This is a genomic window from Lysinibacillus sp. RC46, from assembly GCF_041262385.1.
Classification (GTDB): Bacteria; Bacillota; Bacilli; order Bacillales_A; family Planococcaceae; genus Lysinibacillus.
Genome location: NZ_JBGCCF010000010.1, coordinates 130,548 through 153,488 on the forward strand (window position 1 = coordinate 130,548; position 22,941 = coordinate 153,488).

The 22,941-nt window shown below is 37.7% G+C and carries 25 protein-coding genes; all 25 read right to left on the reverse strand.

Annotated elements, in window-relative coordinates:
- Positions 1 to 135: 135 nt before the first annotated feature.
- Positions 136 to 579, reverse strand: coding sequence for a 3-hydroxyacyl-ACP dehydratase FabZ (fabZ, locus tag ABH966_RS11440; protein ID WP_370078447.1), 444 nt, complete (start codon positions 577 to 579; stop codon positions 136 to 138).
- A 136-nt stretch (positions 580 to 715) separates the two neighbouring features.
- A complete protein-coding gene (locus tag ABH966_RS11445) occupies positions 716 to 1,000 on the reverse strand; it encodes a DNA-directed RNA polymerase subunit beta (RefSeq protein ID WP_370078449.1) in 285 nt (94 codons plus the stop codon).
- Positions 1,001 to 1,047: 47 nt separating this feature from the next.
- Positions 1,048 to 1,887: a flagellar hook-basal body protein gene (locus ABH966_RS11450; RefSeq protein WP_370078451.1), complete on the reverse strand. Its 840-nt coding sequence runs from the start codon at positions 1,885 to 1,887 to the stop codon at positions 1,048 to 1,050.
- A 24-nt stretch (positions 1,888 to 1,911) separates the two neighbouring features.
- The gene (locus ABH966_RS11455; protein WP_370078453.1) at positions 1,912 to 2,745 is read right to left on the reverse strand and encodes a flagellar hook-basal body protein; all 834 of its coding nucleotides are present in this window, start codon (positions 2,743 to 2,745) and stop codon (positions 1,912 to 1,914) included.
- Between the two features lie 21 nt (positions 2,746 to 2,766).
- Positions 2,767 to 3,762 (reverse strand): rod shape-determining protein, encoded by a 996-nt coding sequence (mreB, locus tag ABH966_RS11460; RefSeq protein WP_053484433.1) that lies wholly within the window; start codon positions 3,760 to 3,762, stop codon positions 2,767 to 2,769.
- A gap of 522 nt (positions 3,763 to 4,284) precedes the next feature.
- Positions 4,285 to 4,545 carry a sporulation transcriptional regulator SpoIIID gene (locus tag ABH966_RS11465; RefSeq protein WP_049668034.1) on the reverse strand — a complete coding sequence of 87 codons (261 nt, stop codon included), beginning with the start codon at positions 4,543 to 4,545 and terminating at the stop codon, positions 4,285 to 4,287.
- A gap of 199 nt (positions 4,546 to 4,744) precedes the next feature.
- Positions 4,745 to 5,143: a hypothetical protein gene (locus tag ABH966_RS11470; RefSeq protein WP_370078455.1), complete on the reverse strand. Its 399-nt coding sequence runs from the start codon at positions 5,141 to 5,143 to the stop codon at positions 4,745 to 4,747.
- Positions 5,144 to 5,352: 209 nt separating this feature from the next.
- Positions 5,353 to 5,709, reverse strand: coding sequence for a DUF4879 domain-containing protein (locus ABH966_RS11475; RefSeq protein WP_370078457.1), 357 nt, complete (start codon positions 5,707 to 5,709; stop codon positions 5,353 to 5,355).
- Positions 5,710 to 5,784: 75 nt separating this feature from the next.
- The gene (locus ABH966_RS11480; protein ID WP_370078459.1) at positions 5,785 to 6,087 is read right to left on the reverse strand and encodes a hypothetical protein; all 303 of its coding nucleotides are present in this window, start codon (positions 6,085 to 6,087) and stop codon (positions 5,785 to 5,787) included.
- A gap of 428 nt (positions 6,088 to 6,515) precedes the next feature.
- The gene (locus tag ABH966_RS11485) at positions 6,516 to 7,184 is read right to left on the reverse strand and encodes a peptidoglycan DD-metalloendopeptidase family protein (protein ID WP_370078461.1); all 669 of its coding nucleotides are present in this window, start codon (positions 7,182 to 7,184) and stop codon (positions 6,516 to 6,518) included.
- 37 nt (positions 7,185 to 7,221) lie between these two features.
- Positions 7,222 to 8,142: a stage II sporulation protein D gene (gene spoIID, locus ABH966_RS11490; RefSeq protein ID WP_370078463.1), complete on the reverse strand. Its 921-nt coding sequence runs from the start codon at positions 8,140 to 8,142 to the stop codon at positions 7,222 to 7,224.
- A gap of 247 nt (positions 8,143 to 8,389) precedes the next feature.
- Positions 8,390 to 9,703 (reverse strand): UDP-N-acetylglucosamine 1-carboxyvinyltransferase, encoded by a 1,314-nt coding sequence (gene murA / locus ABH966_RS11495; RefSeq protein WP_370078465.1) that lies wholly within the window; start codon positions 9,701 to 9,703, stop codon positions 8,390 to 8,392.
- Between the two features lie 500 nt (positions 9,704 to 10,203).
- Positions 10,204 to 10,443, reverse strand: coding sequence for a DUF1146 family protein (locus ABH966_RS11500; protein WP_370078467.1), 240 nt, complete (start codon positions 10,441 to 10,443; stop codon positions 10,204 to 10,206).
- A 97-nt stretch (positions 10,444 to 10,540) separates the two neighbouring features.
- Positions 10,541 to 10,948 carry a F0F1 ATP synthase subunit epsilon gene (locus ABH966_RS11505; protein ID WP_370078469.1) on the reverse strand — a complete coding sequence of 136 codons (408 nt, stop codon included), beginning with the start codon at positions 10,946 to 10,948 and terminating at the stop codon, positions 10,541 to 10,543.
- Positions 10,949 to 10,972: 24 nt separating this feature from the next.
- Positions 10,973 to 12,388 (reverse strand): F0F1 ATP synthase subunit beta, encoded by a 1,416-nt coding sequence (atpD, locus tag ABH966_RS11510; RefSeq protein ID WP_079559414.1) that lies wholly within the window; start codon positions 12,386 to 12,388, stop codon positions 10,973 to 10,975.
- A 49-nt stretch (positions 12,389 to 12,437) separates the two neighbouring features.
- Positions 12,438 to 13,295 (reverse strand): ATP synthase F1 subunit gamma, encoded by an 858-nt coding sequence (gene atpG / locus ABH966_RS11515; RefSeq protein ID WP_370078471.1) that lies wholly within the window; start codon positions 13,293 to 13,295, stop codon positions 12,438 to 12,440.
- Between the two features lie 47 nt (positions 13,296 to 13,342).
- Positions 13,343 to 14,851, reverse strand: a complete 1,509-nt coding sequence (atpA, locus tag ABH966_RS11520; RefSeq protein ID WP_053596444.1) for a F0F1 ATP synthase subunit alpha — start codon at positions 14,849 to 14,851, stop codon at positions 13,343 to 13,345.
- A 28-nt stretch (positions 14,852 to 14,879) separates the two neighbouring features.
- Complete coding sequence (locus ABH966_RS11525) at positions 14,880 to 15,416, reverse strand: F0F1 ATP synthase subunit delta (protein WP_370078473.1); 537 nt, start codon at positions 15,414 to 15,416, stop codon at positions 14,880 to 14,882.
- Positions 15,413 to 15,934: a F0F1 ATP synthase subunit B gene (atpF, locus tag ABH966_RS11530; protein WP_370078475.1), complete on the reverse strand. Its 522-nt coding sequence runs from the start codon at positions 15,932 to 15,934 to the stop codon at positions 15,413 to 15,415. The genes ABH966_RS11525 and atpF overlap by 4 nt, the downstream gene beginning before the upstream one ends.
- Before the next feature lie 173 nt (positions 15,935 to 16,107).
- Positions 16,108 to 16,332, reverse strand: a complete 225-nt coding sequence (gene atpE / locus ABH966_RS11535) for a F0F1 ATP synthase subunit C (RefSeq protein ID WP_132360362.1) — start codon at positions 16,330 to 16,332, stop codon at positions 16,108 to 16,110.
- A 67-nt stretch (positions 16,333 to 16,399) separates the two neighbouring features.
- The gene (gene atpB, locus ABH966_RS11540; RefSeq protein WP_370078477.1) at positions 16,400 to 17,122 is read right to left on the reverse strand and encodes a F0F1 ATP synthase subunit A; all 723 of its coding nucleotides are present in this window, start codon (positions 17,120 to 17,122) and stop codon (positions 16,400 to 16,402) included.
- Positions 17,123 to 17,158: 36 nt separating this feature from the next.
- Positions 17,159 to 17,530, reverse strand: a complete 372-nt coding sequence (locus ABH966_RS11545; protein WP_249075151.1) for an ATP synthase subunit I — start codon at positions 17,528 to 17,530, stop codon at positions 17,159 to 17,161.
- A 518-nt stretch (positions 17,531 to 18,048) separates the two neighbouring features.
- The gene (gene wecB / locus ABH966_RS11550) at positions 18,049 to 19,170 is read right to left on the reverse strand and encodes a non-hydrolyzing UDP-N-acetylglucosamine 2-epimerase (RefSeq protein WP_370078479.1); all 1,122 of its coding nucleotides are present in this window, start codon (positions 19,168 to 19,170) and stop codon (positions 18,049 to 18,051) included.
- A 422-nt stretch (positions 19,171 to 19,592) separates the two neighbouring features.
- A complete protein-coding gene (upp, locus tag ABH966_RS11555; RefSeq protein ID WP_370078481.1) occupies positions 19,593 to 20,222 on the reverse strand; it encodes a uracil phosphoribosyltransferase in 630 nt (209 codons plus the stop codon).
- A 126-nt stretch (positions 20,223 to 20,348) separates the two neighbouring features.
- Complete coding sequence (locus ABH966_RS11560) at positions 20,349 to 22,502, reverse strand: EAL domain-containing protein (RefSeq protein WP_370078483.1); 2,154 nt, start codon at positions 22,500 to 22,502, stop codon at positions 20,349 to 20,351.
- Positions 22,503 to 22,941: the final 439 nt, after the last annotated feature.

Sequence of the window (22,941 nt, forward strand, 5' to 3'; positions counted from 1 at the left end):
TTTTTATAAAACATTTCAATCCGTGATATCTTTAACTGCATTCATGTCACTGAAAGTAATAATCTATTAAAAGGATTAACAGTAAAGACATTATTCGACATCATTATTTTATATCTTTAAGCCTATAATTGCAAATTAAGGCTGTTTTGGTTGCTCTGGCCCAATAGCGAATAAAATATCCGCTTCACATACTAATTCTCCATCGACTGTGGCCACACCGTGACCTTTGCCCATTGCTCCACGCAGTTTCACGAACTCTACCTCTAATCGAAGTTGATCTCCCGGTACTACTTGGCGCTTGAAACGACAATTATCAATACCCGTCAAGAAAGCTAAACGACCTTTGAATTCATCTGCGTTTAATAACGCTACACCACCAACTTGTGCTAGCGCCTCTACTATTAAAACCCCAGGCATTACTGGGTAGCAAGGGAAATGCCCATTAAAAAAGTCTTCGTTCATAGAGACATTTTTTAAACCAACTGCACGCTTGCCTTCTTCTAATTCAACGATACGATCAACGAATAAAAAAGGATAACGATGCGGTAAAATTGCTTGAATTTGTTCTGCTGTTAACATTTTCTTTTCCCCCTTAATATCTATTTCGCCTTGGCGTAATTGCATCCGCCAGAGGCTATATCTTCATTTAGTAGGTGTTGGACACTTACTGAATGAAGATATTTTATGTAAACACAAAGTATGGTAAAGAATAATTTTATTCTTTACCATTCATAATATCAAATATATGCTGCCATGTTTCTGGTTTGAAAACGTCCATGGCTTTACCTTGTCCAATTACACTATAGCCAAACATTGCACCTACAACTGCGGCAATAACAACTAAGATGATAATAAGTACAACGCGAAGCCAAATCGGAATCAGCCGTATTTGCACCCAGCGAACCTCTCGTTGCTCTCCATTTGAGCCGTGTTCCTTCTCTTCTGGTGGCGTATCGGTTTCTTTTGTTTGCATAGAACCTCGACTTGAATCGTTTGTCATAGATTGTACTCCTCTTCATTACTTACTAAACAGTAATAACGGATTTACTATCGAATACCATTAATGAGCCCAAGCATTTGGTCTGCTAAAGTTACAGCTCTTGCATTGAATTGATAAGAACGCTGTGTCTGAATTAAATCCGTCATTTCTTTAGAAAGATCTACATTCGACATTTCTAACGAACCGCTCTGCATGCCAATTTGCTGACGATTTGCTCCTTGTAATTCAGTGACAACTTCAGCTTGTGTGTATCCAAGCTGAGCTAAGTTATTCGGCAATCCAACATAGGAGCCAGAGATTTTCTCCATTAGCTGTGGCTTTTGGAACTCTGTCACTGCTAAATCAGTACGAATAATATCTCCATTTGGATAGGATGCCTCTAATACGCCCCCATTACTAATAGCAAAACTTTTTACATTATCCGGTAATGTAATAGCTTGTCCTGCTGAGTTTGCCAATGGATATCCATCTGCAGTTACAACCATTACTGTTCCATTATTTAATGGTGATAAATAAAAGTCACCTTGACGAGTATACACTGTTTTTGTGCCATTTTCACCTTCTGGCATCAAAACATTGAAATATTGCTTTGGTTTAGTAAAAGCTAAGTCAAGGTCGCGATTTGTTGTTTGTAAAGTGCCTTGCTTTTGATTTGATTGGATTTGTCCAAGCATTGCACCTGAGCCATAACGGATACCAACAGGTGATTGTCGGTCAGCACGGTCTTGCTTATCATTATTAAATTGCTGATACAGCAGTTCATTAAATGTAGCTTCTTGTGTTTTATAACCGACTGTATTGCTATTGGCAATGTTATTACTAATAGTATCTAGTTTATTTTGTAATTGCCCCATCGTGTTTGTTGCTGTCATCATTGTACGTAGCATGTTCAAACGCCTCCAGTTTGCCTATTATACTTTCCCGATTTCATTTGCAGCCTTTTCCATACTGCGATCGTAAGCCTGTAACACTTTTTGATTAGCTTCGAAAGCGCGATATGCTGTCATTAAATCAGTCATTGTACGACTAGAGTCTACGTTTGAGCCCTCTAGATAATTTTGACTCAGTGTAAAGGCTACGCCATTGGCACCGTAAGCTGTCGGTAAGTTCTGACCATTTTCTGTTCGCATTAAGCCATTATCCTGTTTACTTAGCATGTTCGGATTCGCTGAAAATGATACTCCAACACGAGCTACTTGCTGATTATTAACATAAATTGCTCCGTTCTCATCTAGGCGGAAATCATCATTCGGTAGCTGGATACGCTGACCTCTGTCTGATAGCACATACAGTCCCTGTGGATTTACTAAATAGCCTTGGCCATCTAATGTAAAATTCCCGTTACGTGTATATGCTTCGCCCCCATCTGGATGTGCTAAACGGAAGAAAATAGATCCAGAAGTACCATCTTCATTTTGCGGTAAGTTTCCATCAATCAAAGCCATATCTGTTGTGAAATCAGTGCTATAGATTTGGCCTTGTATGTAATTTGGTAATGTTTCTTGCATATAAATCCCTGTATTTAATGCGCCAACTTGGCTCATATATTGAGAGCCTGCTTGCTGGTTAGCAGGTGCATTCGTTTTTCCTACACTTGACATGAGCATGTCAGGAAATGAGCGGATTGTTGATTGGTCTGCTTTAAATCCTGGTGTATTCGCATTTGATAAATTGTTGGTAAGTAATTCTGTTCGTCTTTGTTGTGCAATCATACCAGTTGCAACTGTATAAAACCCTTTAAACAAAGGAATCACCTCATTATGTTTTTATAAGGATGCGGGCACTCGATCAATGTTTTCAAGCATAATGCCTGTACCAATTGCTACACAATCCATAGGTTGCTCTGCAATGAACACAGGTACTTTTAGCTCTTCGATTAATAGCTGGTCCATACCATGTAATAATGCACCACCGCCAGTAATAATGACCCCACGATCAATTATATCAGCCGATAACTCTGGTGGTGTTTTTTCTAAAACATTTTTTGCAGATTGGACGATCATAGCAACCGATTCATGTAATGCACGTTCAATTTCTTCTGAGTGAATCGTTATTGTACGTGGTAAACCTGTCACCATGTCTCGACCACGAATGTCCATTGAATCGTTTCGGCTACCTTTAAACACTGTACCGATAGTAATTTTTATGGCTTCTGCAGTACGTTCACCAATTAGCAATTTATATTCTTTTTTAATATATTGTAAAATATCATTATCAAAAATATCTCCTGCCACTTTAATGGACTCACTCGTTACAATATCACCCATTGATAGGACTGCAATATCTGTTGTCCCGCCACCAATATCAACTACCATATTGCCACTAGGTTGGAATATGTCCATGCCTGCTCCAATAGCTGCCACTTTTGGTTCTTCTTCTAAGTATACTTTTTTTCCACCTGATTTTTCAGCAGCTTCACGAATAGCTTTTTGTTCAACACTAGTAATGTTTGTTGGACAGCAAATTAAAATACGTGGTTTAGCTAAAAATCCTTTGACGTTTAATTTGTTGATGAAATGTTTTAGCATCGCTTCTGTAACGTCAAAATCTGCAATGACACCATCTCGTAGTGGTCGAATTGCAGTAATATTGCCTGGTGTACGCCCTACCATTTGGCGAGCCTCTTCTCCCACCGCTAATACTTTATTTGTTTTTTTATCAATCGCCACAACTGATGGTTCATTTAAGACGATTCCTTTACCTTTAACGTGGATTAATACGTTCGCAGTTCCTAAGTCAATGCCAATATCTTTCGAAAACATATTTTATAATTTCTCCTTCCCGCCATTTCCAACTACATAACGTTCATTTTTATCTGTTTATCTAGAATATTTTATCATATCGAACTGGTAATTACACCTAATTTTAGTTAACTGAACTGCATTCTTTCAATTATATGAACACTTATTGAAAAGAAGAAATCGTTTCAGCATTTTTTTGACTCATCGCCTAACGTGGGGTTGATTTCCGTTCCGACTGGGTGCTTTCCTGGGGCTTCGAGGCAACAGGTGTTTTTTGTGCGAAAGCGTAGCGTCAGCAACAACATTTTTTGTCTGTGCGAAAGCGTAGCGTCAGCAACAACAGCAGGATGTTGATCACGAAGGTGTTATCACAGGACGTAATGCTTTTAGCCTTCGTTCCCCGACACGCTTCAGGGTCCCATCTGTTACGCTGATCTCCAAGGAGTCACCAAGTCTCCACTACTAATATACATGTAACAATGTTATCCCAATTTTGTGCTGAGACTGTAAGGAAGCTTGTCCTTTGCATCAAAAAAGAACGAATCAATCTTGACTCGTTCTTTCCTTCCACTTGTTTTTCGTTGCCTCTCCTCCACGAATATGACGTACGGCCTTATGGTAGGCGAGTATTTCCTTTACTTGCTCAGCTAATCCTTCATGAATTGTTGGCAGTCGCTCTGTTAAATCTTTGTGCACCGTACTTTTTGAATAACCTGTCATTTTCGCGAGGACACGCACAGTTTCACGCGTCTCAATCAATAATTCACCGAGGCGTATGCAGCGCTTCCGAATGTGCTCGTGCACGTTCTTCGTCCTTTCCACACAATTTCACAAATGGCATCAGATGCACGTCTGCGCATTTCTTCACCTTATGTGAGGACAAAGCTGTTCAGAACACATTTTACATTTTCACGATAAAATACCGATTTTTTATGCATTCTTCATCCGCCACGTTTTACCTTCTCCCTCCAGTTACCACCAAACCAAAAAAGAGCAGCACTCGCTACTCTTTTTTTCCAACAATATCAAGAACCTTTATCTTACTTTGATAACCAATTAAATTACCATACTTAAAATCTTTCGATGCTCTTGTGTCAAACTCCGCAATCCAGTCTCTTTGCCCATCACTATTAACAAACGTTTCATACATATCAAAATCTGCTGCAATATATCCTGGTGCACGCCATTTTAAATTGTTAGTGGCTTTGTCATAATCAAATGTTAAAGCAGCATGGTCCTTTAAAGATATTTTTCCTACTCCATATATCACTTCTGACATTTCGATGATTTCTTCAAAGGTAGCATTTCTGACATCATATCTACCCGAAAGTTCTTTATAAATAGCAGAAGAATCTTTTTGCTCCCTATTCTCTACCGTTTCACTAAGAGGAATACAGATCACTCTTCCAATTTCACACTAATATTTTTAGAATAGAATGATGTTAATTGATGAGGCATAATAGAATTCACATTCATATAATCCCACTTTCCGCCACGTTTTTATTTAATAAAAATATAATCGAACATTGTATTCCCTGAAAATCCGCTTAAGTGTTTTGATAATTAAATGTACCACTAGCATCCCACCATATATACCATCCATCAACAATATTATCGCCATCTAAGTCTTATAGACTCTCTCATATATTCTTTTAAATTAAGACCATTAAATTTAGCATATCTAATGTGGCCATATCCTAGTTCCACTGTAACTATATAAAGTTCGTTCCCTCCATGATCATAAACCGAAGACAACTGACTTGGGCTAAAATATTCATAAGTAGCGTAAACTTCTAAATAATTCAACGATGGAGCTGAAGCTCTGATTCCCAAATTTACTTCTTCTTGTTTTTGTAATTCTTCCTCAGTCAAATCAATATATTGTGCACTTGGGTACTCGACTTTAATGTTTTCTAAAAGCTGATTCTTCAGGAATTCATTTTTAATTTCATTTGAATGCTTTAGCATCTGTCCCCGTAAGCAACATTGAAATGGACAATATACCTAGAACTGCTGTTGTAAAAATTTTTTCATACTTTTTTATTATGCTTCAGAAAATCCTATCCCAAAGCTAACTAATAATAAAAATATAGTCAAAATTACAAAACATAGACTATTGACAAAGACACTTAAAATTATAATATTTGTTTTTTTAGTTCTAATCCCCATCACCATTGAAACAATAAATCCAATATCTATTAATGCGAATAGCCATAAACAAATAGTTAGGTATGGTTCATTCACGAAACGACTAATAAAGAAAACTGCAAAAGTAGCTATGACTAATATAAGCGTAAAGATTATTGGCCTCGATTCTTTGCGAATATCTTGAAGATCACTTTCCATCAAAATCACCTCTCTGTATCTTTCATAACTGATTATCTTATATTTTTTTGCTATACAAATTTATTCAAACCCAAGAACTTGAGCAGATAACTGTTGTATCGATTAATCCTGTGTGAATATACTATTCGTAATGTTATGAAAACAACTTATACCTTCTTTTCCGAGCCGTGTTTTCGCTGGTCTTAAGCATTCATAGAATTCTTTTTTCGAAAAAATTCAGTATTAAATAAGAGGAGAAAACGATATCGTGTAAAATACAATTATCCCTCCTCAATTTTAGTTATCCTGTAAAATATCGACAAAATAGTGATATCATTTAACTAAATGATATCACTTTCGAAAAATATGATGTAACACTAACAAAAAAAATGTTGGACCTATTATATCTAGGTCTAACATTTTTCTTTTTGTCCTAGCATTGAAATAAATTAAAAGGCTAGTAATTTTTTCGGATTAATATATTTTCCGTTTTCTAGTACTTCAAAATGCAAGCTAACACCAGCTGTTTGGTTCCACTCATTGTCAGTTGCTTTTCCAAGTACTTGACCTTGAGTTACCTCATCGCCTTCCTTGACAGCAATGTCTTTTACAGAGCTATAATGTGTTTCCTTACCATCTGCATGCTCGATAACAATTTTATTGCCTGTAAATGCATCAAGTTTTACTTGTTTTACTTTACCACTTAGAGCAGCAAGTACTTCAAATTCTTCACCATTCATAGCAAGAGTAATGCCGGAAGATGTCGTAAATGTTTGATTAAATACCATTAGTGCTTTTTCACGCGACTCTGCATTAGCTTCTACTTCATAAAACTCTTGCGAAACTTGCATCTTACTAAGATTCGCTTCCTTGAACGGGTACTTCATTGTTTCTGTTTTTGCATTTGTTTCAACTACAGGACCTGAATCTACTTCTGCTACGTTTGGTGACGGAGCTTCTTCTACTTTGGATACAAGACTATTGTAACCAAGTAGCAAACCTGCTAGCATTAGAGCCCCACCAGCGTAAACTGCTGGCCAAAACCATGGTTTCTTCTGTAATTGAACTTTTTCATCTTGTTGATTTTGAGAAGTTTTACTATTTTTATCCTCTCTCATTTTCATCACCTCTAGTTGCAGTGTGAACAACTAGAAGTTATTTTAAACATGCGTCTATCTTTTTTATTTCAATATCTTGATAATAATAGTGTAAAATTTCGTCAGCAGTTTTCCCATCACTTGCCATAGCCTCTGCTCCATATTGACTCATTCCTACCCCATGCCCGTATCCTTTCGTACTCACTTGTACTTTTCCAGCGGCAGAATTATAGGCAATTTTAAAATCCGTTGATGATATTTCTAAAAGTGTTCGCACTTCTCGTCCTGACCATACATTCTTACCTAACTGCATGCGCTCAACACGTCCTGAATCATTTACAAAAAACTGTACACGGTTGAAGTCACTTACCTGCCATTTAACAGGCCATAGCGCATTCCATTCAGCTAATGTCCATTCTTTCATCGCTGAAAACTTTGGTGATGATAGATCCGAATTACTCGCAACGCTTTGTAAATAAGGAACATCATTGCCACTAAAATCGTAGGCACTTTCTGTTTTCCCATTGCTCGTAGAATGAAACATTGCCGTAATTAGTTCATTATTATATAGAAGAACTTGTCCTTTCGTTTCATTAATAGCCTCGACAATTTTCTTTTCATTCCCCGGGAAATTGCTAGTCCAATTCGCTTTTCTTTGCTCCTTATTGTAAAAAACTTGTCTAGCAACAGTAGGAGCGATAGCTATTTTACCGTAATTTGTCGATTTCAACGCGTATGTCCTTGCTGCAATAGCTTGTGCCTTTAAAGCTTCTTTTTTAAATGAAACAGGCATTTCTGCAGCTACCACACCAGTTACATAAGTTTCTAAAGGGATTTTCTCTTGTTGTCCCTCCACTTCTATGAATATTTCACAAGCTTGCTCTGTTGTTGCAGGCGAATTCTTAACCGTAAGTCTTTCACCAAATGCCACAGGAAGCATATATAATGCTCCAATCAAACAAATTATGCCTATACTCATTATCCATTTTTTCATAAGGAATAATATGCTAGAATTCTTGAAAATATGTGGACGTTGGCGAGGTAAGCAGAAGGTAATTGTTCCGATACAAACAAAAATCATTCCGAAAAATCTTAGAATCTTTCCGATAAAATATAAAATCGTTCCGATAAATCTCGAAATATTTCCGATAAAACTGAACGAATGTAGCAAAGCGCTTAACGAAGAAAAAACCCTCTGCTCGTAAGCAAAGGGTTTATAAATTTATTTAGTTTGTTGGTAATTCAACAGTTGCTTTTTCTTTAATGATAACTTCCTCAACTGGTACGCGTTCAATTTGTGCGCCAAGTGAAGCTAGCTTGCCATGGAAATCAACATAACCGCGATCTAAATGATGAAGCTTTGTCACTCTAGTCACACCTTCAGATACAAGGCCTGCTAAAATTAGTGCAGCCGCAGCTCGTAAATCAGTCGCCATTACTTCAGCACCCTGAAGATTTACAGGCCCTTCGATAAACACAGAACGTCCTTCTATTTTAGCACCGGCATTCATGCGACGGAACTCCTCAACATGCATAAAACGATTTTCAAATACCGTTTCCGTAATAATACTCGTACCTTCAGCAGTTAACATTAATGCCATCATTTGAGATTGCATATCTGTCGGGAAGCCTGGATGTGGCATAGTTTTAATATCAACAGCTTTTAATGTTTTAGGAGCACGTACACGGATTCCTTCATCTAGCTCAGTTATTTCTACACCCATTTCACGCATCTTTGCGATTAATGCTGTCATATGTTCAGGAACAGCATTTTCAATCGTTACATCCCCTTTTGTAATTGCTGCTGCAACCATAAATGTACCAGCTTCAATACGGTCAGGAATAATATGATGTTCTGTTCCATATAATGTATCGACTCCTTCGATACGAATCGTATTCGTACCTGCACCGATGACACGACCACCCATACTATTAATGAAGTTTGCAAGATCTACAATTTCAGGTTCTTTTGCAGCATTTTCAATTACAGTTGTTCCTTGCGCTAAGGCTGCAGCTGTCATAATATTTTCAGTTGCCCCAACGCTAGGGAAGTCCAAATACACGTTTGCGCCTTTTAAACGTCCTTCTGCCTTCGCCTCTACATATCCATGGCCAAAAGAAATTTTTGCTCCCATAGCTTCAAAGCCCTTTAAATGTAACTCAATTGGACGGGAACCGATTGCACAGCCCCCTGGTAAAGCAACACGAGCATAGCCATTTCGAGCAAGTAAGGAACCCATCACTAAAATTGATGCACGCATTTTACTGACAAATTCAAATTGAGCTTCACTAGAAAGTTCTTTTGTTGTATCTATATATACTGTATTATCCTCAGGTATATATGTAACTGCCGCATTTAGACTTTTAAGTACTTCATTTATAGTAAAGACATCTGCTAAGTTAGGGACTTCTTTAATTACATTTTCTCCTTTAGAAGCAAGTAAAGCCGCTGCTAGGATTGGTAACACCGCATTTTTTGCGCCCTCTACGCGCACTTTTCCCTGTAGCTTTTGGCCGCCAGTCACTATTATTTTTTCCACCCTATGTCCCTCCGAATTCAATCTAATAATCTATCAAAATTTTATTTTAAAAAGAAGTATAATGTCATAATCAGTAAACAAACAACTCTATAGTACAACTTTTCTTACGCTCGTTCAAGCATCCAAATCACTATTTTACGTCATTTATTGATATTTTGCTATTTATTTATTGTACGCATGATTTTTTTTTTTGTGAATGACCAATAACACGGAAGAAAAGCGTTAATTTCTAATATCTACCCAAAGATTTGTGAACAAAAACCAAATCTAATGGATTTATATCAATTATTCCAAGGAATAATTGCGTCCGAATTCATCTCATCACCTTAAGAGATGGGAGAATTCTGTACCTGTCGCTACGTTGCTTTCAGTACAAAAGACATCCGTTAAAAAAAGTTAAACTAATATTTACATATTTCAAAGGACCGCATAAATTATGTTATAAAGCCCTGTGAAATATGTAGTTCAATTACTAACGTAAAGATAGTAATAAGGGGCTATTAAAATAAATACGGAAGCTTCCCTGACCAGTTTGAAATTTGCAGAAAGAAATTAGAAACGGCTGATCCTATCGCAATACTTAATAAAATATAAATTAATTGGATTTGAAAAACTTTATTCTTCTTAAAGATTTTTTCTAGTATAAACGCTTGTAGTGCATAAAAAGTAATAGCGATAAAAAATATATGCGATAAAATCCCTATTAAAGCTTCCTGCCCTATTGCCTCATATATTTCCATGTCGGTTCCTCCATATTAATTCCTTTAGCGATACGTTCAAACGGTAGCATAATGTTAAAAAACGGACAGATGTTGAATCTGCCCGTTAAAATTTGAATTAGATATTACCCTCATGAACGTTGATACGATTCAACGCACGTTTTAATGCTAGGTCAGCACGTTTGAAATCAATGTTATCTTGTTTATCTTGAAGACGACCTTCAGCACGTTTAACGGCTTCTTTAGCACGTTTAACATCGATGCTTTCAGCAATTTCAGCAGATGGCGCTAAAATTGAGATTTTTTCAGGGCGAACTTCAATGAAACCACCGCTTAAAGCAACTAGTTCAGTTGAACCGTCTTCTTTTTTAAGCTTCACTGCACCAATTGCAAGTGGAGCAACCATAGGAATATGGCCTGCAAGAACACCGATTTCACCTGAAGTTGTTTTAGCGATTACCATTGATACTTCAGAATCGTATACTGGGCCGTCGGGAGTGACAATATTGACTAGAACTGTCTTCATATTTTTTCCTCCTCGTCCCTAGTATTAAACCTCTACGCCCATGCTTTTCGCTTTTTCAACTACTTCATCAATAGATCCAACTAGACGGAAAGCATCTTCTGGTAGATGATCCCATTTGCCATCAAGGATTTCCTTGAATGAGCGAACAGTTTCTTTAACAGGTACATAAGAACCTTTTTGACCAGTAAATTGTTCCGCAACGTGGAAGTTTTGAGATAAGAAGAATTGAATACGACGAGCACGTTCTACTGTTTGTTTATCTTCATCAGATAATTCATCCATACCTAAGATAGCAATGATATCTTGTAATTCACGGTAACGTTGGATTGTACGTTGTACACCAGTAGCGATTGCGTAGTGCTCAGCGCCTACGATTTCTGGTGATAAAGCACGAGAAGTCGAAGCTAATGGGTCAACCGCAGGGTAGATACCCATTTCTGATAATTTACGCTCAAGGTTAGTAGTTGCATCTAAGTGGGCGAAAGTTGTAGCTGGAGCCGGGTCAGTATAGTCATCGGCTGGTACATAGATCGCTTGAATAGAAGTTACAGAACCTTTGTTAGTAGATGTGATACGTTCTTGTAATTTACCCATTTCAGTTGCAAGTGTTGGTTGGTAACCTACCGCAGAAGGCATACGACCTAATAGGGCAGAAACCTCAGAACCTGCTTGTGTGAAACGGAAGATATTGTCGATGAATAAAAGTACGTCAGCACCTTGCTCATCACGGAAGTATTCTGCCATTGTAAGACCAGTTAAAGCTACACGCATACGTGCACCTGGTGGCTCGTTCATTTGACCGAATACCATCGCTGTTTGCTTGATAACGCCTGAATCGCTCATCTCGAAGAATAAGTCGTTCCCTTCACGAGTACGCTCACCTACACCAGCGAATACAGAGATACCTGAGTGCTCTTGTGCGATGTTGTTGATTAATTCTTGGATTAATACAGTTTTACCTACACCGGCACCACCGAATAGACCGATTTTACCACCTTTGATATATGGTGCTAATAAGTCTACTACTTTGATACCTGTTTCAAGAATTTCAACTGTAGTTGAAAGTTCATCGAAAGATGGTGCTTCGCGGTGAATTGAATCACGACGAACGTCAGCTGGAATCTCTTCACCTAAGTCGATTACTTCTCCAAGTACGTTGAATACACGACCTAAAGTAACTTCACCAACTGGTACTGAGATAGCTTTTCCTGAGTCTGTTACTTCTGCTCCACGTTGTAAGCCATCAGTAGATGACATTGCAATTGTACGAACAGAATCATCACCTAAATGAAGAGCAACTTCTAATGCAAGAATTGTTGGTTCTTCATTAGGACGTTCAATCTTAACTGTTAATGAGTTATAGATTGCTGGTAATTGGCCATTGTTAAATTTTACGTCAACAACTGGACCCATTACTTGAATAACATGTCCTTTATTCATTACTGTGTATCCTCCTATCGTATTCTTATACGACATTGGGAAGCTGGGCCTATTCTAAGGCTGCAGCTCCACCAACGATTTCTGTAATTTCTTGTGTAATCGCCGCTTGACGTGCACGGTTATATTGCAATGAAAGGTCTGAAATAAGATCAGATGCGTTATCAGTTGCATTTTTCATAGCCGTCATACGAGAAGCATGTTCACTTGCTTTTCCATCTAATAATGCGCCGTAAACTAAGCTTTCCGCGTATTGTGGAAGTAATACTTCTAGAATTGCTTCACCAGATGGCTCGAATTCGTAAGAAGCATTACTGCTAGCAGGTGCAAGATCCGTTAATGGAAGAAGTTTTTTCTCTGTCACTTCGCTAGCAATAGCGCTGACAAAGTGATTGTAGTACATATAAAGTTCATCATACGTACCATCAGTGAACATACCAACAGCTTTACGAGCGATTTCTTTAATATCAGCAAATGTTGGTTGGTCCGGAAGACCGATAACATCGCTGATGACATTATGATCACGTTTCACAAAGTAGTCACGAACAACACGACCTACTGCTAAAATAACGTATTCGTCTTTTGATTTATGACGCTCGTCAATTGTACGTTGTACTTGACGTAGGATACTTGAGTTGTAAGCACCTGCAAGACCACGGTCAGAACCAATGACTAAGTAAGCTGTTTTCTTAACAGGACGAGCAGTTAACATTGGATGTCCACTGTCTTTTGTTCCTGAAGCGATTGCGCCTACTACGTCCTGGATTTTTTCCATGTAAGGAACGTACGCTTTAGCATTTTGCTCTGCACGACGTAACTTGGAAGAAGAAACCATCTGCATTGCTTTCGTAATTTGTTTCGTACTCTTTGTAGAATTAATACGACCTTTTATTTCGCGTAAGTTTACCACTGGTATTTCACCACCTTTTGTTTTTTAATCAAGTGACTAGCTCGAACTTATTCTGATTTAGCGAAAGTTTTTTTAAACTCAGTTAAAGCTGCTACGTAATCCGCATCAGGAGCAAGTTCTTTTGTAGTACGAACGTGATCTAAAACGTTTGTGTGGTTTGTTTCTAACCAGCTTAAGAATTCACCTTCAAAGCGAACGATATCTTGTACTGGAATATCATCTAAGTGACCTTTAGTTAATGCATAAAGGATAGCAACTTGCTTTTCAACTTTAAGTGGTTTGTTTAGGTCTTGTTTAAGCACTTCAACCGTACGTTTACCACGCTCAAGTTTAGCAAGTGTGATTTTATCTAAATCTGAACCGAATTGAGCAAATGATTCAAGCTCACGGAATGCAGCTAAGTCAAGACGTAGAGTACCCGCAACTTTTTTCATCGCTTTAATTTGAGCAGATCCACCTACACGTGATACAGAAAGACCGGCGTTAATCGCTGGACGTACACCTGAGTTGAATAAGTCAGATTGTAAGAAAATTTGTCCATCAGTAATTGAGATTACGTTAGTTGGGATGTATGCAGAGATATCCCCAGCTTGTGTCTCAACGAATGGAAGAGCTGTAATAGAACCATTTTGATATGTTTCATTTAACTTCGCAGCACGTTCAAGTAAGCGGCTGTGTAAGTAGAACACGTCACCAGGGTATGCTTCACGACCTGGAGGACGGCGTAGAAGAAGTGAAAGTTCACGGTAAGCTGATGCTTGTTTAGAAAGATCATCATACACGATTAATACGTGCTTACCTTGTAACATGAATTCTTCTGCCATAGAAACACCAGCAAATGGTGCTAAGTATAGTAATGGAGCTGGTTGAGACGCAGCAGCAGTTACAACGATTGTATAATCTAATGCACCGTGCTTACGTAACGTTTCAACTACACCACGTACAGTTGATTCTTTTTGACCGATAGCAACATAGATACAAATCATATTTTCACCAGTTTGGTTTAAGATTGTATCGATTGCTACTGATGTTTTACCAGTTTGACGGTCACCGATGATTAACTCACGTTGACCACGACCGATTGGTACTAAAGCGTCAATCGCTTTGATACCAGTTTGTAGTGGTTCGTGTACTGATTTACGAGCCATTACACCGAAAGCTGGACTTTCGATTGGACGAGATTTTGTTGTGTTGATTGGACCTTGTCCATCCACTGGTTGACCAAGTGGGTTTACAACACGGCCAATTAGTTCTTCACCAACTGGTACTTCCATGATACGACCTGTACGACGAACTTCATCGCCTTCTTTGATGTCAGCGTATGGACCTAAGATTACGATACCAACGTTACCTTCTTCTAGGTTTTGAGCCATACCCATAACACCGTTAGAGAACTCTAGAAGTTCTCCAGCCATGGCGTTGTCGAGGCCATGAGCAAGAGCGATACCGTCACCAATACGGATAACTGTACCAACTTCGCTTACTTTAAGTTCAGATTCATAATTCTCAATCTGTTGTTTAATCAGACTGCTGATTTCTTCAGCCTTGATGCCCATGTATGTCACCTCTCACATTTCTAAATTATTAACCGATTAATTCACGTTTTAGGCGCTCAAGCTTGTTCGCTACTGAGCTATCATAAATATGATTACCGATTTGAACACGAATACCACCAAGAAGCGATGGATCAATTTCGTTTGTAATGTTTAATGATTGTTTCCCTACAAGTTTCGCAAATGTTGTAGAAATATTAGCGCTTTCTTCAGCAGAAAGTGCACGTGTAGAGAATACTGTTGCATCTGCGGTACCTTGTGCCTGTGCAGCAAGCTCAGCATATGCGTTCGCAATAAGCTTCACTTCGTTTACACGTTTTTTCTCAACAAGTAGTTGAACTGTGTGTAAAACATCTGGAGTTGCACCTGCAAAGATTTCAGCTACCATTTGTTTCTTACGTTCGATAGAGAACTTAGGAGCATTTAAAAGTGTTAAAAAATCAGGAGATTCTTTGACTACTTTTGTTAGCTCGTTTAAGTCTGCTCCAACTTCAGCAAGAATGTTTTTTTGTTGTGCTAATTCAAAAAGCGCTTGTGCGTAACGTTTTGCTACAGTTGAATTACTCATCGAGCTTCCCCTGCCTTCGCAATCGTCTCTTCAATTAGAGCACGGTTGTCTGCCTCAGAAATCTCTTTGCTAAGGACTTTAGATGCTGCAAGTACAGATAATGAAACGACTTCATCACGTACAGCTGCAATAGCTTTTTCTTTTTCAGACTCAATTTCACGTAAAGCCGATTCTTTTAAGCGGTTTGCTTCATTGCGAGCTGCAGTAAGAATTTCTTCTTTTTGCACTTCGCCTTGCTTCTTAGCGCCTTCAACAATCGATTGTGCTTCCGTACGAGCTTCTTTAAGAAGGCTCTTTTGTTCTTCTAAATATTGATGCGAATCTTTGCGCGCTTTTTCAGCTGCTTCGATTTCACTAGCTACTAATTCTTCACGTTGTTGCATGATGCCCATAAGTGGACCCCAAGCGAACTTTTTAAGTAATAGCATTAGTAATAAGAAGATAACTAATGTTGCGGCGATATCACCACTATTGAAACCAGGACTAGCATTGCCTAGTACAAGATTATCTAAAAACACGATTGTTTCACTCCCTTCAAGAGCTTTGACTTCAACATAATAAATTAATTACTTGAAAAACTACCTATTTTAAAAAGCTATATTTACACATAGCTTTTATCAGTTCCAAAATGAATGGCGAAGTTTCATCTGGAGATTCCTGCTTCGCCACTAGAATTCAGTGTACAACTGAATTATTTGTTCATTACGATGAATGCGATTACTACTGCGATGATTGGTAGGGCTTCAACTAATGCAACCCCGATGAACATTGTAGTTTGAAGAACGCCACGAGCTTCTGGTTGACGAGCGATACCTTCTACTGTTTTTGAAACGATAAGACCGTTACCGATACCTGCACCAAGTGCACCTAAACCGATTGCGATTGCTGCTGCTAATAAACCTAATGAACCTGTCATTTGAAAATTTCCTCCTTGGAATTGTTTGTTTTTTTTTTGGGTTCAAGCATAAGGTGTATGCTTTATATTAATGGTCATCGCTCACTTTATGAGCCATGTAAACCATTGTTAACATTGTGAAGATAAAGGCTTGGATAAAGCCGATGAAAATTGAGAAACCTTGCCATGCCATCATTGGAACAATTGCTCCGATGAATCCAACAGCACCAGATGATGCTAAACCTGCGATTAAGCCAAGTAGAATCTCACCTGCATAAATGTTACCGTAAAGACGAAGACCTAATGTTAAAGTGTTCGCAAATTCTTCAACGATTTTTAGCGGGAACATGAATGACATTGGTTTGAAGAATGTACCAACATAATGGCCTGTCCCCTTCATTTTAATACCATAGAAATGTGTTAAGGCTAAAATCATTGCTGCAAGCGTCATTGTAACAGTTGGGTCAGCTGTAGGAGATTTCCACCAAAGTTCGCCGTTATAGGCGATCGAGAATGGAAGACCTAATAAGTTAGATACAGCGATAAACATAATTAGTGTGATACCTAATACGTGGAATCGCCCACCAGTTTTCCAGTCCATATTGCTTTTTATGATGTTCTTTACGAAATCCATAATCCATTCCATAAAGTTTTGCATACCTGTAGGTTTTAACTTTAGGCTTCTAGTTGAAATAAAAGCGATTAAGAAAACGATTACGGCCGCAACTAGTAACATCATAACAGTTGAAAGGTTGAACGTTAGCTTGAACAAACCAAAATCAACTACTTTTAATGGAGCTTCATGATTCATTGTTATTTTTCACCTCTCTTTCTAATTTAAAGCACATTAGCGGTTCCTTACATGTGACACTATTCTCTCGACAAAGAGAAAAACGTACGGAATCATTAGCCCTATGACCGTGCTAATTAAGTGAAAATAGTTTGGCAACGAAATGGCTAAAGCGACTGCCGCTACACCTGATGCAAAGCGAAGCGCTGTACCAAGTGAGCCTACTTTCTTCCCTTCACTAATGGATCGATCAAACTTCTCCATACGGCGAACTAAAATCCAAAAATTATACGTACCAAAGAATGCACCGATTGCGATGCCTGCAAAAACCGTCTGATAGGGTGTAAATCCCCAGCCTAATGCACAGAGTGCGAGCAAAAAAAATAACGCTCTCTTCTGCACAGCAAAAATGTGATGCAAATCTAGCATTGGTTTATAATCTCCTGAATCATTTTTTCGAGTAAAGAAACGTTTGCTGACCACTATGTGAAATCAGAAAAGAGCAGTGAAAAACACTACTCACAGCGGAATAGTAACGGGAGAGCGTTAATTTGAAATTACAGGTGTAAATCCCAAAAAATATCTTACACCCCGAAACGCACAAAACGTTGCAAATCGACAGTTTTTGGTTTGAACTGTCAATTTAGTAGAAACTTGATGTAACAAGTGTTTCAACCTATATTTACGATTAGAAACCCTTATCATTATTACCCTTTGTAAGCATACAATAGGAGATATTTGAAGTCAATTAGTAAAGGAGAAAAACTTCACAGCCACTATACTCTTGTCAAATTGTTGACAAATTTGTGTATGAAAATTCATAGCTTCAAAATCATGGTTCACGTTTGTGCAAAAAAAAGCTAATTTACGACGCATATATGCTCGTAAATTAGCCCACCCATCACAATTAGTACATTAGGCTCATTTTTTGTTTTAAAAAGGGGATATTACTTGCTTTTTTGTAAAAATCCTAGAAGGGCCTTCACAATACGTTCAGAAGCATGTCCATCACCATAAGGGTTTGATGCTTTTGCCATTGCTTCATAGGCATTTTCATCTTCTATTAATTGCTTAGCTAAAGAGTAGATTGTTTCTTCTTCTGTTCCTGCTAGCTTAAGAGTCCCTGCTGCAATACCTTCTGGACGCTCTGTTGTATCTCTAAGTACTAAAACTGGTTTACCTAATGAAGGGGCTTCTTCTTGAACGCCACCAGAATCAGTTAAAATCATATAAGAATTAGCCGCAAAATTATGGAAATCGAAGACCTCAAGAGGTTCAATTAAATGTACACGCTTATGATCTCCTAAAATTTCATTCGCTATTTCTCTTACAGCTGGGTTCATATGAACTGGATAAACAACTTGTACATCCTCATACTCTGCTAAAATTCTAGTAATTGCTCTAAACATATGACGCATAGGCTCACCTAGATTTTCACGACGATGTGCTGTTAATAGTATCATACGATCTGACCCTATTTTTTCTAACACAGGGTGTGTGTAATGTTCACTTACTGTTGTAGCTAATGCGTCGATAGCTGTGTTACCCGTAACAAAAATAGTGTCAGGATTTTTATTTTCATCTAAAAGGTTTTTCTTTGATACTTCCGTTGGTGCGAAATGAAGGTCAGCCATAACACCTGTTAACTGGCGGTTCATTTCCTCTGGGTATGGCGAATACTTATTCCAAGTTCGAAGACCTGCTTCTACATGCCCGATTGCAATTTGGTTATAAAATGCAGCTAGACTTGCAATGAAAGTTGTTGCTGTATCGCCATGTACTAAAACAATATCCGGTTTCGCTTCTTTCATGACTTTGTCTAAGCCTTGTAATGCATTAGTCGTCACGTCAATTAATGTTTGACGATCCTTCATAATGTTTAAATCATAGTCTGGTGTAATTTTAAATGTTTCTAAAACTTGATCGAGCATTTGGCGATGTTGTGCTGTTACCGTCACAACCGATTCTATTTGCTCAGGATACTTTTGTAATTCCAATACAAGTGGAGCCATTTTAATTGCCTCTGGTCTCGTACCGAAAATCGTCATTACTTTCCATTTTTTCGTCAAAACGATTTGCACCGTCCTTTGTTTTATTTGTATGAAAAGTGGTTACCCCCATTGATCGTCATCATATGAAGCAAGTGTCGAACTTCAAGAGAAGTAATTCGCCTAACATACTATGAAACGTCCTTCAATATTGAAGGACGCTCCCAAAAATTTTAAGTTTCCTAAAAATTACATACTAAATCTATTTTTCATTGGCTTATCATCATAACGTGAGGTTGATTTCCGTTCCGACTGGGCGCTTTCCTGGGGGCGTCCGATGAGCCGCTTCGCTTCGCTGCAGGGTCTCATCTGTAACGTTGATCCCCGAGGAGTCGCCCAGTCTCCACTCCAATCAACTTATCATCATGATATACGTTTTAACAAAATGTCATCCCTATTTTCCGTTGGTGAATTTTGTTAATACCATTGAATATTGTTCAGTATTATTTTGTACCGAATAGGCGGTCGCCTGCATCACCTAAACCAGGGACAATGTAGCCATGGTCATTTAGTTTTTCATCAAGTGCAGCAATATATATATCTACATCTGGATGTTGTTCTTGAATTTCTTTTACACCCTCTGGCGCAGCGATTAAGCACATAAATTTAATGCTTTTCGCACCACGTTTTTTCAGTGAGTTGATCGCTTCCACTGCTGATCCACCTGTTGCAAGCATTGGGTCTACAATGATGAAATCACGTTCTTCAACATCTGCAGGAAGTTTTGCATAGTATTCTACAGGTTTTAAAGTTTCTGGATCACGATAAAGACCGATATGACCAACTTTAGCAGCTGGAATTAGATTTAATACGCCATCTACCATGCCAATACCTGCACGTAAAATCGGTACAATCGCAATTTTCTTACCAGAAAGTACTTTTGTTTTAGCAACTGTAACAGGTGTCTCAATTTCAATTTCCTCTACTGGCATATCACGTGTAATTTCGAATGCCATTAATGTTGCAACTTCGTCTACTAGCTCACGAAATTCTTTTGTTCCTGTTTTCTTATCACGAATATAAGTTAACTTGTGTTGGATTAGTGGATGATCAAATACGTATACTTTGCTCAAAGGGATTCTCTCCTAACCGTTCGGATTTCATTTTTATCTCACCTAGTATAACAGAAAAAAGGAGTCGTCTCAAAAATAAATTTGGGACAACTCCTTTTCAAGAATGTTTGCTACATATAATAGCGATTATTTATCGAGTATTGCATCTAACTGTTCTATTGTCATCGGCTTGTAATAGAAATAACCTTGTCCTACTGTACAGCCGAGTGCACGTAAAATTTCAACCTGCTCTTTATTTTCAATACCTTCTGCGACTGAAGTCATTCCTAAGTTTAATGCTAATTGAATAATGGATCGGACAATAGCAAGTGTCGCAGCATCATGAATATCATTAATAAAGCTTCGGTCTATTTTCAATTCAGTAAACGGCAGTCTTTGTAAATAACTTAGTGATGAAAAACCTGTTCCAAAATCGTCCACCGAAGTTTTAAAGCCGTACTCTTTTAATTCCTGGATAATAGAAAAAGCAGTCTGAAAATCAACTAGCCCAATATTTTCTGTTACTTCTAAAATGATATATTTCGGATCAATATCGTATTTCCGAACGAGCTCCAGTGTATCCTGTACAAAATTAGCATAGTAAAAATGATCAGGCGAAATATTTACTGCTACCTTCACTAATTTTTTCCCTAATTTTTTGCGCTCTGCTAGCCAGGAAAGAACAATCTCTAATATTTGATTATCGATTTCTCGTACCTTTCCTACACTTTCTGCCACTGGAATAAAAATTGCCGGTGACACGAAACCGAGTTTTGGAGAAATCCAGCGGGCAAGCGCTTCAATACTTTGAATTTCACCTGTCCGTAAATCAACCTTTGGCTGTAAATTTACCGAGATTTCTTTATTTTTTATTGCTTGTGCCAAATGGTTTAACACTGTCATTTGCTGCTCAAGCACATCATTTCTTTCTAGTGTGAATATTTCCATATGAGTACCTGGTTTATTGGCCGCAAAGGATACAGCATTATCCGCAAAGCGAATCGCATCAGCAATTTTTATCTCATTGTTGTATAAAGCAATTCCAGTCTTCAGTGTAATATAAATTTGCTTCCCACCCACAATAAAGGGTTGACGAATAATCTCTTTTATCCGCCTTTTATAATAGAAGAAATCTTCATCGGATGTCGCATTTGCAATGATTAAACTAGAGCTTGTAAATCTAGCAATATATTCTTTATGATCATGCTTCTCTTCATTTAGACGTTTAGCAATTTGTCTTAAAAGTTCATCTCCCGCTTCACGACCATATAACTCGACAATTTGATGGAATTCGCTTGGCTTTAAGATTTTGATATTCCCATTTTGATCGTATTCTTTTTCTACCTTGTTTAAAAAACCATGTCGATTAGGCAGCCCCGTTGTGATATCGATATAGGCTAAATCCCATATCTTTTTTTGTGTTTTTGCATATGAGTATGCCAATGCAACAAGAGCACCGATTTTTCGGAACATGCATTCAAAAGACTTTTGCTCAGCACAAGAATGTTGCCTTAAAAAAATTGCGAACAATCCAATTGCTTGATGTTGTTGATTGTAAATCGGCATAAACCATCCAAATGGCATTTCAGATGCATTAGCAAACATTTTATGTTCTATTGGAATATCGATTTCATCCAAACTCTTAACTAGAATAGATGTTTCCTCTTGCATTACTCTTTTAAAAAATTCTTTGTTATCACAACACTCCGGCAAATCTTTTATTTTGTCATTCCCTTTAAAAATCCGTAATTGATCTGCCTCTGTTTTGACAAGCACCATGCTTGATATTTTGGGCATAAAAAATTCATCTAGACTACTGCAAATAACACTCATCTTTTTATCAAAAGAATAGTCCTTTTCAATCGCTTCGTACATAGTTTTCTCAAGGCGCATTAAAAATTCTTCGGTATGATAGTAAGTAACATCCTTCATAACTACTAGTACAAATAATGTTTCATTTTTATTATTTTGAAATGGGAGTGCTTGTATCTCTGCCCAAAAAGGAGATTTGTCGAAGCAACTATGGTGCAATTTTGCTTGTACTATGGCTCCGCTATGTATTTTATCTTTAATCATTTCAATAGTTGTCTGTTCTTCGTTTGACATCAATGAAAAATAATCGTTATTTATTATTTGCGAACGAGTAGTATTTGTAAGTGTACAAAAAGAATCATTACATTCTAATATGCCATGGTTATTTGTTGCATCAAAAATAACGTAACTTTCTTTAGAATTATCACCTAACCTACGAATTGTATTTAATAGCATTTCATGTTCTTTGATCATTGTTTTAGTAACCATTCAGCCCCTCCTCCCTTTATCTCTATCAATATTACTCGGCATAATTGTAGCTGACGTTTCGCTGTCGCTACGCTTTCGGTACAGAAAATAATTGCCGAAAGAAGTTAAATCTCTCTTACATTGTATATAAACATTCAATAAATTGTCACTTTTATAAAAACAATTCTGGACATTATCTGTCTCTCTCTACTATATAATATATCCTTTCCTACTAAGTTTATGTAAATAAATTCAAAAATGAGAGTATTTTATTTCCAAATTAGCAAAAAATAGCTCTTCACCGAAACGTATGGTCGATTTTCGTTCCACTTTGGATAATATATTTCTGTGCGAAAGCGTAGCGACAGCAACAATATGTTTTATCTGTGCGAAAGCGTAGCGGCAGCAACAATATGTTTTATCTGTGCGAAAGCGTAGCGGCAGCAACAATATGTTTTAT

Excerpts from the sequence above, each read along its gene's own strand:
- fabZ (WP_370078447.1), bottom strand. The coding sequence starts at position 579 with ATGTTAACAGCAGAACAAATTCAAGCAATTTTACCGCATCGTTATCCT.
- ABH966_RS11445 (WP_370078449.1), bottom strand. The coding sequence starts at position 1,000 with ATGACAAACGATTCAAGTCGAGGTTCTATGCAAACAAAAGAAACCGAT.
- ABH966_RS11450 (WP_370078451.1), bottom strand. The coding sequence starts at position 1,887 with ATGCTACGTACAATGATGACAGCAACAAACACGATGGGGCAATTACAA.
- mreB (WP_053484433.1), bottom strand. The coding sequence starts at position 3,762 with ATGTTTTCGAAAGATATTGGCATTGACTTAGGAACTGCGAACGTATTA.
- ABH966_RS11475 (WP_370078457.1), bottom strand. The coding sequence starts at position 5,709 with ATGCTAAAGCATTCAAATGAAATTAAAAATGAATTCCTGAAGAATCAG.
- ABH966_RS11480 (WP_370078459.1), bottom strand. The coding sequence starts at position 6,087 with ATGGAAAGTGATCTTCAAGATATTCGCAAAGAATCGAGGCCAATAATC.
- ABH966_RS11485 (WP_370078461.1), bottom strand. The coding sequence starts at position 7,184 with ATGAGAGAGGATAAAAATAGTAAAACTTCTCAAAATCAACAAGATGAA.
- spoIID (WP_370078463.1), bottom strand. The coding sequence starts at position 8,142 with ATGAGTATAGGCATAATTTGTTTGATTGGAGCATTATATATGCTTCCT.
- ABH966_RS11500 (WP_370078467.1), bottom strand. The coding sequence starts at position 10,443 with ATGGAAATATATGAGGCAATAGGGCAGGAAGCTTTAATAGGGATTTTA.
- ABH966_RS11505 (WP_370078469.1), bottom strand. The coding sequence starts at position 10,948 with ATGAAGACAGTTCTAGTCAATATTGTCACTCCCGACGGCCCAGTATAC.
- atpD (WP_079559414.1), bottom strand. The coding sequence starts at position 12,388 with ATGAATAAAGGACATGTTATTCAAGTAATGGGTCCAGTTGTTGACGTA.
- atpA (WP_053596444.1), bottom strand. The coding sequence starts at position 14,851 with ATGGGCATCAAGGCTGAAGAAATCAGCAGTCTGATTAAACAACAGATT.
- ABH966_RS11525 (WP_370078473.1), bottom strand. The coding sequence starts at position 15,416 with ATGAGTAATTCAACTGTAGCAAAACGTTACGCACAAGCGCTTTTTGAA.
- atpE (WP_132360362.1), bottom strand. The coding sequence starts at position 16,332 with ATGACAGGTTCATTAGGTTTATTAGCAGCAGCAATCGCAATCGGTTTA.
- atpB (WP_370078477.1), bottom strand. The coding sequence starts at position 17,122 with ATGAATCATGAAGCTCCATTAAAAGTAGTTGATTTTGGTTTGTTCAAG.
- ABH966_RS11545 (WP_249075151.1), bottom strand. The coding sequence starts at position 17,530 with ATGCTAGATTTGCATCACATTTTTGCTGTGCAGAAGAGAGCGTTATTT.
- ABH966_RS11560 (WP_370078483.1), bottom strand. The coding sequence starts at position 22,502 with ATGGTTACTAAAACAATGATCAAAGAACATGAAATGCTATTAAATACA.